Origin of the sequence: Allobosea sp. 2RAB26 (assembly GCF_052115465.1) — a bacterium.
In the GTDB taxonomy this organism is placed as follows: Bacteria; Pseudomonadota; Alphaproteobacteria; order Rhizobiales; family Beijerinckiaceae; genus Allobosea.
Genome location: NZ_JBFRGS010000002.1, coordinates 437263 through 449703, shown reverse-complemented (window position 1 = coordinate 449703; position 12441 = coordinate 437263). Strand labels below are relative to the sequence as shown.

Here is a 12441-nt window from a genome sequence, read left to right as displayed (position 1 = left end):
TGATCGGCCACCCGGCATTCGTATGGTGAAGGTGCGTCGGGACGTTCCCGGTCGCTGTTTTTCGTCTTCGCCTCTGAATGGTTCAGGGACGTGGGCGAAAGACCGGGATAGGCGGGTTCGCCGGTTTGGTCTCCTGGGGCCGATCGTCAAGAACACGCCGAAGCCCGAGGGTCTCGAAACTCTTTTGGAGGTTACCAATGAAGCTCGTTAAGAGCCTCCTCCTCGGTTCTGCCGCCGGCTTCGCCGCGGTCGCCGGGGCTCAGGCCGCCGATCTTCCCTCGCGGAAGGCCGCTCCGGTCGAATACGTTCGCGTCTGCACCGCCTATGGCAGCGGCTTCTTCTACATCCCCGGCACCGATAGCTGCCTGCGCATCGGCGGCCGTCTCCGCGCTGAGTACACCTTCGGCGAGCGTTGGGGCGACCTGCAGGACTCGTACGGCACCCGCGCTCGTGGTCGTCTGAACATCGACCTGCGCACCGCCACCGCTTACGGCACCCTGCGCACCTTCATCCGTTATGACGTCACGGTTTCGACCGGCCCGTACGGCTACGGCGCGCTGAACGGCGGCGCGATCTTCGCCAACGGCGCTGCCGGCGCCAACAGCAACTCGACTGGCATCAGCCTCGATAAGGGCTTCATCCAGTTCGGACCGATCACCGCTGGTCGCGCGCAGTCGTTCTTCGACTTCTACGCCAACGACCTCGGCTTCAGCTCGCTCCGCGGCTCGGACAACAGCCCGAACCTGTTGGCCTACACCGCGACCTTCGGCTCGGGCTTCTCGGCCACGATCTCGCTCGAAGACCGCCTGGCCGGCCGTAACGCGGTCGTCCGCAACGCCGTCCTCTTCAACGGCGCTGCTCCGGTCCTCGAGGGCAGCCAGTATCCGGACCTCGTCGGTGCGTTGAACGTGACCCAGGGCTGGGGCTCCGCTCAGCTGTCGGGTGCCATCGGTCAGCGTAACGTTGCCAGCTTCCCGGTTGGCGCTATCGGCAACACCACGATCATCCGTGGCGGCGACGAGACCGCTTGGGCCATCCAGGGCGGTCTGAAGTTCAACCTGCCGATGCTCGCCGCTGGCGACGTCCTGTGGTTGCAGGCAGCTTACGCTGAGGGCATGGGCTCCTACCTCGGCTACGGCGGCACCTATGGCTACGGCCGCCTCGGCTCGCTCGCCGCTGCGGACATCGTCATCGACCAGACCACCGGTCGCTCGAAGCTGACCAAGGGCTTCGCCATCACTGCTGGCCTGAAGCACTACTGGACCCCGACCATCCGTTCGGAAGTCTATGGTTCGTACTCCGAGCTCGACATGGGCGCTGCGGTCCAGAACGGCCTCGGCACGCTCCAGAGCGGTCCGGTCAAGCTTGACCCGAAGGAGTTCATCATCGGCACCAACCTCGTCTGGACCCCGGTTTCGGGCCTGGATATCGGCGTGGAAGTTCTCTACTCCAAGGTTGAGCTGAAGAACCGCATCGGTCAGGTCAACAACTTCGGCGTTCGCAACAACAACCTGCTGATCAAGTCGGACGACGCCCTCACCGGCCGTCTGCGCATCCAGCGCGACTTCTGATCGGTTCTCCGATCCTAGTCGGAAAGCCCCGGGGAAACCCGGGGCTTTTTTCGTTTGGATATCGGGGGTTAGGCCCGTTCACTCACTTGACAGGGGCGGGCGAACCGTCCTGACTTGGCGCCCTGGGGACGGTGATCGGTAAGGGCCTGACAAGTCTGTGCCGACGCGGGGAGCGGGAATGGCGCAGCCGGCAAACTGGTTATGGGGGCTCGTGCCGCTGGCGCTGCTCTGGAGCGCCAGCAACCTCTATCTCGATGATGCGATTCAGGACGATGTCAGTCGCCGTGCCATCGCGGTGGCGACGCAGGTCGCCGGCGAGGCGCCCGGCGCAAGGCCGGTCATGGCGCTCGTTGCCGGACGCGATGTGCTGATCGTGGGCGAGGCGCTCTCGGCCGATGGCGCTGCCAAGGCCATGGTGCAGTTGCGCGGCGAATTCGGCATACGCCGGGCGCTCGGGGGCCTGTCCCAGGTCGTCGCGCAGAAACCCTATAGCTGGTCGGCGACGCGCGAGCGCGATGCGGTGACGCTGAGCGGCTTCGTTCCCGATGAGGCGACGGCAACCGCCAATGTTGCCGCGGCGAGTGCGGCCGTCCCGGGATTGCGCGTCGACGATCGCCAGATGCTCGCTTTTGGCGCGCCTGCCGGATTTGCCGCGGTGACGCAGAAGATGCTCGGTGAGCTGGCCGGACTCTCGAGCGGCAAGGTGGCGCTGGACGACACGCGCTTCTGCATCGAGGGCAGGGCGACGACGCCGGAGCGCTTCATTGCGTTGCGCGAACGCACTGCATCCCTGGGGCAGGGTGGGTTCACCGCAGTCGAGTGCAGCCTCGAGCCGCCGACGATCGCGCCTTATCGCTGGTCTGTCGAGAAGAGCGCGGATGGCGGGCTGAGCATCACCGGCTTCTACCCGTCGGATGAGGCGAGGCAGCAGATTTCAGCGGCCCTGCGGCGGAGCTTTCCCGAGCCCACTCGGATCGACGATCAAAGCAAGCCGGCCCTTGGCGAGCCGGGCGCTTTCCTGGTCAAGGTCACGCGCGCCATTGGCGATCTTGCCCGGCTCCGCAGCGGCAAGGCCGAGCTCGATGCCGGCAGCTACAGGCTGTCCGGCGACGGGCCCGAGGATTTCGAATCCTGTCAGGCCTTGCAACTGCTGATCGCACAGACAGACGGGCCGGATTCGGTTGCCCAGGCCAACATCATCTGCCCGCCGGCGCCCCCGCCCATGCCAGCCCTGCCGGAGATTCCGCCGCTCTTTGTTCCGGCGGAACCTCCGGCGCCTTCGGAGCCTTCAACGCCTGCAACGCCTCCTGCGCCTCAGCGCGGTGAGTTGCCATCGCCCGGCAGCTCCCACGCCAGTGCCGGTGAGGTGAGGGCGCCCATCCCGGTACTCGCTGTGCCCGAGCGCACGGTCCCGCTGCAATGGCGGGCGGAGAAGACCGAGCAGGGCGTCGTGCTGAGCGGCCTCGTTCCCGATGAGGCGGCGAGACAGGGAGTGCTGCAATCGGCCGACCGCGGGGCGGTTGCGGGTCGCATCGCTGATCGCATGACGGGTGAACCGAAGCTGCGTGAAGCTCCGGATTTCGGCACGGCGACCAGCTTCCTGCTGGATCTGCTCGGCAGGATGAGCAACGGCGTGGTTTCCATCGAGGGCACGCAGGCTTCGCTCTCGGGGGCCGTTGCCGACGAAGGGGCCTGGCGCGAAATCGAGGCCGCGCTCCGGCAGCAACCTTTGCCGGGAGGCCTCACGGGCGCGCCGGATCTGGCGGGCCTTGGCCTGCGCCCCTTCGGTCTGACGATTTCGGCGGATCGCTCGGGCGTCGGCCTATCCGGCTATTTGCCTGATGAGCAGACGCGCTCGGCGCTTCTGGCGTTGCTGGACGGCTCACCCTTGCAGGGCAAGATCGTGGACGAGACGCGCATCGTGCCCGGAGCGCCTGCCGGTTTCGGCGGCGCAGCTCGCGTCGCCGTGACCGATCTGCTCAGGCTGGATCTCGGCACCGCGCGCCTGGTCGATGGCAAGGTCGAGCTGCAGGGGTTGACCTGCCGCGAGCTGATCAAGGGCGAGGTCGAGACCAGCGCCGCGAGCGGGCTGCCTGCCGGCTTTTCAGGCCAGGCGGAGATCGGCTTGCGCCAGACCGGCTGCGTCACGGAACCGCCCAACACCTGCCAGAACGACCTCGATGCCTTGACCAAGCGCCAGTCCGTGCTGTTCGGCCAGGGCACAGCTGTGGTCGTGCTCGATGCGACCACGGAACGGGCCATGGCGGAAGCATCCGCGATCCTCAAGCAATGCCCGGATGTGCGCGTCACGGTCGAGGGGCATGCCAATCTCGATGGCGAGCGGCGCGGGTTCGACAATGTCGATCTTTCGAACCGGCGCGCTCGGCGCGTGCTTGATGAGTTGGTCATACGCGGCATCAGCGCTGCCCGGCTCGAGCCGAAGGGCTTTGGCGCGCAGCGACCGCTCGTTCCCCATGACGAGCCGGAGGCGAAGGCCATGAATCGTCGCGTCCAGTTCACGGTCGAGAAGTAGGGATCGCTGGCATGCTCTACCTGGCCACCCAGTTCGCCTGGTTCCTGCTCGCGGCCTTCGGCATCGGCCTAGCCATGGGCTGGATCACCTGCACAGGCGGGAAGGTCCGTTTCTGGACCAGTCCGATCACCCTGCTCGTGGGCGTCTGGGCCGTGGTCGCCGCGCTCACCTGGCTGCAGGTGGTGAATGGTGTTGCCGCGCTCTGGCTGGAGACCGCGCTCCTCTACGTCGCGGCCTATCTGGCAGGCTGCTGTCTCGCCTGCTTTGTCCGTACGATCTTCGCTCATCGCGATTCAGTTCTCGCCATTGCCGGCGCCAATGCCGGTTCGATCCCTGAGACGCCGTCGGTGTCTGCCGCCACTGTGGCCAAGCCGGGATTGGCGCAGTCGGCCCCGCTGCTGGACAAGGTAGCGGGCGAGGATCAGATCCCCGGCAGGCGGCCGTCCGGCCTTGCCGCGGCGCGCGGCGGGAAGGCCGACGATCTCAAACTAATCAAGGGCATCGGCCAGCAGAACGAAGGCAGGCTGCACAGCCTCGGGATCTGGCATTTCGAGCAGATCGCCGCCTGGACCCCCGAGAACATCGAGTGGATCGGCCATTATCTCGCCTTTCCCGGCCGGATCGAGCGTGAGGACTGGGTCGCCCAGGCGCATTCGCTCGCAGCCGGCATCGAGACCGCGTTTTCGACACGGGCCCGCGCCGGTGAGGTCGAGGCCTCGCGTGACGATGGTACGCAGGGGCAGGGCAATGTCGCCGACAGCTCCGAAGACGGAGCCGACGGCAAGCGGCGGTAAATCCTCGATTTCAGTCGACTCCCGCGTGTTGCGACCGCCGGGGATTGGGCCGGCCCAAGACTCAGGCGGCGCGCTTCTCCGCCTTGCCGATCAGCTTGCCGATGCGCCGCACCATGTCTTTCGATCCGAGCAGGGGCGCATGGCCCTGTCCCGGTGCGACGAAGATCTCGCAATCGGGATGGCGCTCCCCCATCTCGCGCAGCGTCTCCTCCGAGAGAAGATCGGAATTGGCGCCACGGATCGCCAGAATCGGCACGGCATTCAGTCCGGCGAAATAGGTCCAGAGCACGGGCAGCGGCGCCTCGAGGTCGAGTTCCTCCAGGATCTTCATCAGATTGGGGTCGTAATCGGTGACGAGATGTCCATCGCGCTCGGTCCAGGTCCGTCGCGCCATTATCTCCCATTCCCTTTCGCCGAAAGCCGGGAATTGCTGGTCAGACAGGCGCTTGAGGATTTCGGCGCCTTCGACAAAGCTGCGCGGGCTCGGCAGCTTGCCGACATAGCCGCGGATCCGCAGCAATCCGCGCGCATCGATTACCGGGCCGACATCGTTCAGGACGACGCCCTTGATCATGGTCGGGCGCGCCGCCGCCAGCGCCATCGTCAGCAGGCCGCCGCGCGAGGTTCCGACGAACACGGCGGCCTCGATGCCGGCCGCCGTGAGCAGCTGCATCATGTCGTCGAGCTCGACGCGAATATCGTAATTGGCCCAGTTCCTGTCATAGGCGGAGCGCCCGCGCCCGCGGTAATCGAGCGCCAGGACGCGCCGGGGTTTGGCCTCGTCCCCTGCCAGCGCCATCGCCAGTTCGTGGAAGTCGGCGGCCGTTCGCGCCAGCCCCGGCAGGCAGACCACCGGCAGGGCGTGCGAGGCGAGGGGGCCGTAATCGCGGGCGTGGAGCTTCAGGCCGTCGCGGGCACTGATAAAGAAGGAGCGGAAACCGCTATCAGAATCCATTCGCCCTCCGGCGGCGCTGCAAGAGGCTGGACTAAAGCATCTTCAGGCGAAATGGGCACTGGTCCCAGTCAAGAAAATCCGCCGGAACGGAGCAGGCGAGGGGGCTCCGGCCGTGAAGGGCCGGAGCCCCCGCCTAATCCCGCGTCCAGGTCCGCTTCAGGTCGTAATCGATCAGATAGGCGGTACGCTGGTTCAGCCTCTGCCGGTAGACCTGCAGGTTCTCCATCACACGCTGGACGTAGTTGCGGGTCTCGTAGATCGAGATGCGTTCGACCCAGTCGACGGCATCGACATCGCTCTTGCGAGGGTCGCCATAGGCGTCGATCCAGCGCTTCACATTGCCGGAGCCGGCATTATAGGCCGCGAAGCTCAGGATATAGGAGCCGCGCCATTCCCGGATCAGGTCGTTGAGATGGGCGGCGCCCATCTGCGCCGAATAAAGCGCATCGCTGCCGAGCCGCGGAAGGTCGAACGGCATATTGGCGCGCCGTGCCGTTTCCCGGGCCGTCGCCGGCATCATCTGCATCAGCCCGCGCGCACCGGCATGCGAGACCGCATTGGGATCGAACGCGCTCTCCTGCCGGGCGATGGCGTGGACGATCGCCCGCTCCATTGGGTCGCCCAGCACCGGGAAGTCCGGCACGCCGGAGGTGGGGAACGCGGCGGTGTCGAGCGGGAAGCCGCGCTGCAGGGCGGTCTTGCCGATCGTCAGCAGGGTCCTGACATCGCCCTCACGGCTGGCGATCGCGGCCACGGCTTCCAGCGCGGTCGTCGTATGCAGGCGCTGCGACAGATCGACCAGCATGGTGGCTGCAAGATCGCGCGCGCCGATCTGGTAGAGCAGGCGCACACCCTGATGACCGGGCAAATGCTCGAGCGCCGCCGATTCCGTCGTGCGGATCGGCAGGTCCGGCAGGCCGAGCTTGGCCCGGGCAAGCTGACCGTAATAGGCGACGGAATGAGCCGCCGCGCGCTCATAAGCTTCCTGGGCGCGCTCGTTCAGCCCGATCGCTTCGGCCGCGCGGCCTTGCCAATAGGCGACGCGCGCGACCGAGACCGGCGTTTCCGCCCATTTGGCTGCCTCGTCGAAATGGGCGAGAGCCAGGCCGGGCTGATCCCGAAACCGCAGCGCGATCCAGCCTGCGTGCCATTCCGCGTCGATGCGCTCGGCGGCGCCTTCGGCGCCATGACCGGCTGCGACCTCATAGGCCTTGGCGGCATCGCCCTCGTCGAGAAGCTTGCGCGCGATCAGGCGCCGCTCCGTCCACCATTCGTCGCCATCGCCGAGCAGGGCCGGGTCGCGCGGCACCTTGGCGAGAATCTGCGCGGCTTCGCCGGCCTTGTTGGCGCGTCGGGCCTGCTGCACCTGCAGAAAGGTGAAGGAGAGATCGTTGCGGAGCGACGCCGGCACGGCCGCTATCAGTGCGGGCGCGATCGTGCCCTTGGACTGCGCGCTGGCGAGCCGCGCCTTGGCGAGCAGGACATAATCGGTGGAGACGCGCGCGGCATTGCGCAGCGCCGCCGCATTGTTCTCCTCAAAGAGATAGCGTTCCGTGCGCAGGCGATGGTCGGTCACTGTGAGCCGGTCGCCGAAGCTGTTCAGGACGATCGCTTCCAGCGGCGCGCCGAGATGGTCGCGCCGCCAGGTCTCGCGGATCAGCGCCATCGCATCGTCGGGCTTGCCGTCAGCTTTCAGGGCCATGGCCAGCGCCACGCGGCCGACCGGGCTGATCGGGCGCTGCGCATGGAAGAAGGCCCGGATCACGGCCACGCTCTTCTTCTCGGCAATCAGCGCGGCCTCGGCGCGGCGGCGGAACAATGTCGTTGCCGGATAGTTCGGATAGGTCTCGAGAAAGGCGTTGATGCGGGAAAAGCCCACCGTGCTGCCACCGAAGCGGATCGCGGCCCATTCGAGCATGGCGCGCGTCGCGCGGTCGTCGAAGGCCGAGGCGAGGGCATCGCCCTCGGTCACCGCACCACGGCGATAGGCCTCGACCGCAGTCTTGAGAGCGCCCTGATCGGCTGGCGCGTCGGCGCGCAACTGCTCGTCGGGCGAGCGCAGGAGCGTCGCCGTCGTCGCAGGATCGGCAATGGCCGCAACACGGTCCTTCTGCAGGACGTGGTCGGCGTCGTTGGTCGCTTGGGCACTCGCAGTCACAAGGAGTGCAGGCACGGCCCATGAAAGGAGCCGTCGAGAGGCAGGCAGCCGTACCATGGTGGATTTCCCCGGGATGGCGCTTGGACTTCGATGGTCGGCGAAGGGTCTTGATGGACCGTTAACTAACGTGCAAGCGATTTTTGACGGGCTTTCGCCTTTGCGCATGCGGTGGGAGGCGGTATGTCTGTCGCCCGCTACACACGGATTTTGTTCTTAGGACGGCTCGATCATGACCAAGCATGCGCCTATCACCGGCTCGCTCACAGCCTTGGTGACCCCGTTCAAGGGCGGCAGGATCGACGAGGATGGCCTGCGCGCGCTGATCGCCTGGCAGATTGAAAGCGGCAGCCATGGCTTCGTGCCCGTGGGCACCACCGGCGAGAGCCCGACGCTCAGCCATGACGAGCACAAGCGGGTCATCGAGATCTGCCTCGATGCGGTAAAGGGTCGCGTTCCCGTCATCGCCGGAGCCGGCTCGAACAACACGGCCGAGGCGATCGACCTCGCGATCCATGCCGAGAAGGCCGGTGCGCCGGCGCTGCTGGTGGTCACGCCCTATTACAACAAGCCGACCCAGGAGGGCATGTACCAGCACTTCAAGGCGGTGAACGACGCGGTCGGCATCCCGATCATCATCTACAACATCCCGCCGCGCTCGGTGGTCGACATGTCGGTCGAGACCATGGCGCGGCTCTACGAGCTGAAGAACATCGCGGGCGTCAAGGACGCGACCGCCAATCTCGCCCGCGTCTCGCAGCAGCGCCACGCCATGGGGCCGGAGTTCATCCAGCTCTCGGGCGAGGACATGACGGCGCTGGCCTATATGGCGGCCGGCGGCCATGGCTGCATCTCGGTTGTCGCCAATGTTGCGCCGCGCCTCTGCTCCGAATTGATGGTGGCCGCGCTCAAGGGCGATTTCGCTGGTGCGCTGAAGGTCCAGGACCGGCTCGTGCCGCTGCACGACGCGGTGTTCAAGGAGCCGGGCCTTGCCGGCGCCAAGCATGGGCTCAAGCTGCTCGGCCGGATCGAGGAGGAGGTTCGCCTGCCGCTGATGCCGGTGACGCCCCCGACCGGCAAGGTTATCCGCGAGGCCATGGTTCACGCCGGGCTGTTGAATGCCTAGATAGAGAGTTGCGTTCGCCCGGGGTGCTCGGCGAACCGCCCCGGAGCCGCTGATGTACGAACCGAGCCATTTCAAGGTTGAAGACCGGGACGCGTTGCACGGCGTCATTCGCGCGTATCCGCTCGCCATAGTGGCGGCCGGCGCCGACGGCCTTCTCGCCGCCCCCGAGCCGTTCATTGCGGCGCAGGCCCGCGGCATTGTCGGCATCGAAATCGAGATCGCCTCGATCATCGGCAAGTTCAAGCTCAGCCAGAACCGGCAGGACGCCGACAGGCTGGGAGTTCTCAACGGCCTGAGTGCTGACTCCGAAACGGTGTCGCAGGCCATGGCGGGTCTCGTGAAGACCTATGGATTTGGTCACCCGGCATGAGCAAGCCTGATCCCGAGCGCTATCGCCTCGCGGCCGATAACCGCAAGGCGCGTTACAATTACGAGATCATCGAGACGCTCGAGGCCGGCATCGCGTTGCAGGGCACGGAGATCAAGTCCCTGCGCGGTGGCAAGGCGACGATCGGGGAGAGCTATGCCGGGCCGATGGGGACCGAACTCTATCTGTTCAACGCCCATATCCCGGAATATCTCGAAGCCAACCGCTTCAACCATGATGTCCGCCGGCCGCGGAAGCTGCTGCTGCATCGTCGTCAGATCAACAAGCTGATGGGCGCGATCCAGCGCGACGGCTTCACGGTGATCCCGCTCAAGGTCTATTTCAACGACAAGGGCCGCGCGAAGGTCGAACTCGGGCTTGGCCGCGGCAAGAAGCTGCATGACAAGCGCGAGACCGAAAAGACCCGCGACTGGAACCGCGACAAGGCGCGGATCATGAAAACCGGCGGCTGAACCGACAGGGCTTTCCGAAAGGGCGATCGTCACGGAAAAAGGGCCGCGCGAGCGGCCCTTTTTCCTTCTCAGGGCGTCCATCCAAAAACAGAAGGTTAGATCATCGCCTTCTTGAAATTGGCGTTGGCCTTGTCCCAGTTCACCGTCTTCCACCACGCCGCCAGATAGTCGGCGCGGCGGCTCTGGTGCTTGAGATAATAGGCGTGTTCCCAGACATCGACACCGACGACCGCCTTGGCGCCGAGTTCGAGCGGGGTGTCCTGATTGGCGGTGCTGACGATCGCGAGCTTCTTGTCCTTGCCGACGACCAGCCAGGCCCAGCCGGAGCCGAAGCGGCCCAGGGCGGCGGCGTTGAGCTTGGTCGCCATATCGCTCACCGAACCGAGCGAGGCCTCGACCGCGCTCTTGAGTTCGGGTGAGGGCTGCTCCGCGCCGCCCGGCGTCATCAGTTCCCAGAAGAACGTATGGTTCCAGTGGCCGCCGACATTGTTGCGGACGCCGGTGCGAACGTTCTCGGGAACCGCGCTGAGATCGGCCAGCACGGTCTCGATTGGCGTCGTCCTCAGGTCCGCCCATTGATTGGCCAGCGCGTTGGCGTTGTTCACATAGGCCTGATGATGGGCGGTGTGATGGATGCGCATGGTGGCGGCGTCGATATTGGGCTCCAGCGCCTCATAGGCATAGCCGAGCGGCGGCAACGTGAAGGCGGGTGCAGCCGCCGGTGCGGCGGGAGCAGGCGTAGCCTGCGCCAGGACGAGGGCGGGCTTGGCGATGACGAAAACGCCCGCGGAGCTCCCCGCGAGCCCGGCGAGAAAATGACGGCGATGCATGATGAGGCCTCCCAGTCCCGTTGTTGCCATAGCCGGCCCGGCCGAATCACATGACGGCCTGGGGCCTCGCTCCAACGGTCGTATCACAGCCCCTGACCACACGTCAGTGGCGTGCCGAAATCAGCCTTCGACCGGTTCGTCGCCCTGGCGGATGCCATAACGGCGTTCCAGTCCGGGATGGCCGGGCGTGCCCGCAGCGCCACTGCGCGGCGCGCGCTCCGAGGGGTCGCGCCCGATTTTCGCCATGAGATGCGAAAGGTCGAGGAACTCGTCGCATTGGCGGCGCAACTCATCTGAGACCATGGGGGGATTGGTCGTGATGGTCGAGACCACCGAGACCTTTACACCCTTGCGTTGCACGGCTTCAACCAGTGGGCGAAAGTCACCATCGCCCGAGAACAAGTAGATCTGGTCAAGATGCGGCGCTAGTTCGAGCATTTCAATGGCGAGCTCGATGTCCATATTGCCTTTGACCCGGCGGCGACCGGTCGCATCGGTGAATTCTTTGGCCGCCTTGGTGATGACCCGGTAGCCGTTATAGTCGAGCCAGTCGACCAGTGGTCTGATCGACGAGTACTCTTCGCTTTCGACCAACGTAGTGAAGTAAAAGGCCCGGATGAGGTTGCCTCGTGCCTGGAATTCCTTCAACAGTCGACGGTAATCCATGTCGAAGCCAAGCTGCTTCGATGTGGCATAGAGGTTTGCCCCATCGATAAAAAGCGCGATGCGCGGCTCCGCCATGGGAACGACTCCAGTAAAAATCGAATCAAATACGTCAGATCGAAAGGATAGCGGTCAGGCAATGTCGAAAGATCGGCGAATTCTGATCAGCCAAGCACTAATTATGTGGCCACTTGCTGGAGTCTTGCAAGTGCGCTTGCTCAGGCTGGTCAGTTTCCTTGAGCCCCGCAGGGCCCTTCAGCTGGCGAGCCCCCGGCTGCCGGGCTTGACCGCCGGGATGGCGGCGAGCTCGGGCGGCAGCGCGTCAGGAGCATAAGCCGGGATATCGAGAGCGACGAGGCTGACCAGTCTGACGCCGAGATCGGCCTTGCCGGCGGAACGGTCGACCAGGCAAGCGGCGCCGAGAATCTGGCCAGGTTCACCAGCGATCGAGGCCAGGCATTCGCGCGAGGAGAGGCCGGTGGTGACGATGTCCTCGACCATCACCACGCGCGCACCGGCGGGGATGGCGAAGCCGCGGCGCAGCTTGAACTGTCCGTCCTCGCGTTCGACGAACACCGCCTTGGCCTTGAGGTGCCGTGCTGTCTCGTAGCCCGGCACGATGCCGCCGACCGCGGGCGAGACGACATAGTCGACCTTTCCGAATGTGGCTTCGATCTTGGCGGCAAGCGCCTTGCAGAGCCGCTCGGTGCGGACCGGGTCCTGGAAGATGAACATCTTCTGCAGGAAGACCGGGCTACGCAGGCCGGAAGACAGGATGAAATGACCTTCAAGCAATGCGCCGGCATCGCGGAATTCGGCCAGGACCTCGTCGTCGGTCATCGGTGCGCCTCGCAGATGGAGTTGATCCCATTGCCTGCGACGGGCACAGGCGAGTGCTTTTGCGCCGGAATGGCCTGCGTTTCAAGCGTGGGCCCGAGCGGAGCTGTGGAAGGCCGCCAGCGCATCGGCCGGAA

General features: G+C 65.6%; 11 protein-coding genes. 6 read left to right on the top strand and 5 right to left on the bottom strand.

All coding sequences use genetic code 11. The features are described 5' to 3' along the window. Positions 1–197 precede the first annotated feature (197 nt). The 3 genes from AB4118_RS05255 to AB4118_RS05245 all read left to right on the top strand — a co-directional run bounded on the left by AB4118_RS05255 (position 198) and on the right by AB4118_RS05245 (position 4898). Positions 198–1571: a porin gene (locus AB4118_RS05255; RefSeq protein ID WP_441488736.1), complete on the top strand. Its 1374-nt coding sequence runs from the start codon at positions 198–200 to the stop codon at positions 1569–1571. A gap of 178 nt (positions 1572–1749) precedes the next feature. Then, positions 1750–4104 (top strand): OmpA family protein, encoded by a 2355-nt coding sequence (locus AB4118_RS05250; protein WP_441488735.1) that lies wholly within the window; start codon positions 1750–1752, stop codon positions 4102–4104. A gap of 11 nt (positions 4105–4115) precedes the next feature. Continuing rightward, positions 4116–4898: a hypothetical protein gene (locus AB4118_RS05245; protein WP_441488734.1), complete on the top strand. Its 783-nt coding sequence runs from the start codon at positions 4116–4118 to the stop codon at positions 4896–4898. A gap of 61 nt (positions 4899–4959) precedes the next feature. Here the strand turns inward: AB4118_RS05245 and AB4118_RS05240 are convergent, their stop codons facing one another. Both AB4118_RS05240 and AB4118_RS05235 read right to left on the bottom strand, forming a co-directional pair. Then, complete coding sequence (locus AB4118_RS05240) at positions 4960–5853, bottom strand: alpha/beta fold hydrolase (RefSeq protein WP_441488733.1); 894 nt, start codon at positions 5851–5853, stop codon at positions 4960–4962. A gap of 133 nt (positions 5854–5986) precedes the next feature. After that, entirely contained in the window at positions 5987–8068 is a 2082-nt protein-coding gene (locus AB4118_RS05235) for a transglycosylase SLT domain-containing protein (RefSeq protein ID WP_441488732.1), read from the bottom strand. Positions 8069–8240: 172 nt separating this feature from the next. On the opposite strand from AB4118_RS05235, the gene dapA reads away from it, so the two are divergent. From dapA to smpB, 3 genes are read left to right on the top strand one after another with little or no spacing between them, the layout of a single operon-like run. Beyond that, positions 8241–9134, top strand: coding sequence for a 4-hydroxy-tetrahydrodipicolinate synthase (gene dapA, locus AB4118_RS05230; protein WP_441488731.1), 894 nt, complete (start codon positions 8241–8243; stop codon positions 9132–9134). A 52-nt stretch (positions 9135–9186) separates the two neighbouring features. Next, positions 9187–9504 carry a hypothetical protein gene (locus tag AB4118_RS05225; RefSeq protein WP_441488730.1) on the top strand — a complete coding sequence of 106 codons (318 nt, stop codon included), beginning with the start codon at positions 9187–9189 and terminating at the stop codon, positions 9502–9504. After that, positions 9501–9974: an SsrA-binding protein SmpB gene (smpB, locus tag AB4118_RS05220; RefSeq protein ID WP_441488729.1), complete on the top strand. Its 474-nt coding sequence runs from the start codon at positions 9501–9503 to the stop codon at positions 9972–9974. Before AB4118_RS05225 ends, smpB begins: the two co-directional genes overlap by 4 nt. Positions 9975–10069: 95 nt before the next feature. On the opposite strand, the gene AB4118_RS05215 is transcribed toward smpB, so the two are convergent. The 3 genes from AB4118_RS05215 to pyrE form a co-directional block, all read right to left on the bottom strand. Continuing rightward, a complete protein-coding gene (locus AB4118_RS05215) occupies positions 10070–10804 on the bottom strand; it encodes a superoxide dismutase (protein ID WP_441488728.1) in 735 nt (244 codons plus the stop codon). A 120-nt stretch (positions 10805–10924) separates the two neighbouring features. After that, positions 10925–11545 (bottom strand): LabA-like NYN domain-containing protein, encoded by a 621-nt coding sequence (locus AB4118_RS05210; protein ID WP_441488727.1) that lies wholly within the window; start codon positions 11543–11545, stop codon positions 10925–10927. 177 nt (positions 11546–11722) lie between these two features. Beyond that, positions 11723–12307 carry an orotate phosphoribosyltransferase gene (gene pyrE / locus AB4118_RS05205; protein WP_113518167.1) on the bottom strand — a complete coding sequence of 195 codons (585 nt, stop codon included), beginning with the start codon at positions 12305–12307 and terminating at the stop codon, positions 11723–11725. Between the last annotated feature and the right edge of the window lie 134 nt (positions 12308–12441).

Excerpts from the sequence above, each read along its gene's own strand:
- AB4118_RS05255 (WP_441488736.1), top strand. The coding sequence starts at position 198 with ATGAAGCTCGTTAAGAGCCTCCTCCTCGGTTCTGCCGCCGGCTTCGCC.
- AB4118_RS05250 (WP_441488735.1), top strand. The coding sequence starts at position 1,750 with ATGGCGCAGCCGGCAAACTGGTTATGGGGGCTCGTGCCGCTGGCGCTG.
- AB4118_RS05245 (WP_441488734.1), top strand. The coding sequence starts at position 4,116 with ATGCTCTACCTGGCCACCCAGTTCGCCTGGTTCCTGCTCGCGGCCTTC.
- AB4118_RS05240 (WP_441488733.1), bottom strand. The coding sequence starts at position 5,853 with ATGGATTCTGATAGCGGTTTCCGCTCCTTCTTTATCAGTGCCCGCGAC.
- AB4118_RS05235 (WP_441488732.1), bottom strand. The coding sequence starts at position 8,068 with ATGGTACGGCTGCCTGCCTCTCGACGGCTCCTTTCATGGGCCGTGCCT.
- dapA (WP_441488731.1), top strand. The coding sequence starts at position 8,241 with ATGACCAAGCATGCGCCTATCACCGGCTCGCTCACAGCCTTGGTGACC.
- AB4118_RS05225 (WP_441488730.1), top strand. The coding sequence starts at position 9,187 with ATGTACGAACCGAGCCATTTCAAGGTTGAAGACCGGGACGCGTTGCAC.
- smpB (WP_441488729.1), top strand. The coding sequence starts at position 9,501 with ATGAGCAAGCCTGATCCCGAGCGCTATCGCCTCGCGGCCGATAACCGC.
- AB4118_RS05215 (WP_441488728.1), bottom strand. The coding sequence starts at position 10,804 with ATGCATCGCCGTCATTTTCTCGCCGGGCTCGCGGGGAGCTCCGCGGGC.
- AB4118_RS05210 (WP_441488727.1), bottom strand. The coding sequence starts at position 11,545 with ATGGCGGAGCCGCGCATCGCGCTTTTTATCGATGGGGCAAACCTCTAT.
- pyrE (WP_113518167.1), bottom strand. The coding sequence starts at position 12,307 with ATGACCGACGACGAGGTCCTGGCCGAATTCCGCGATGCCGGCGCATTG.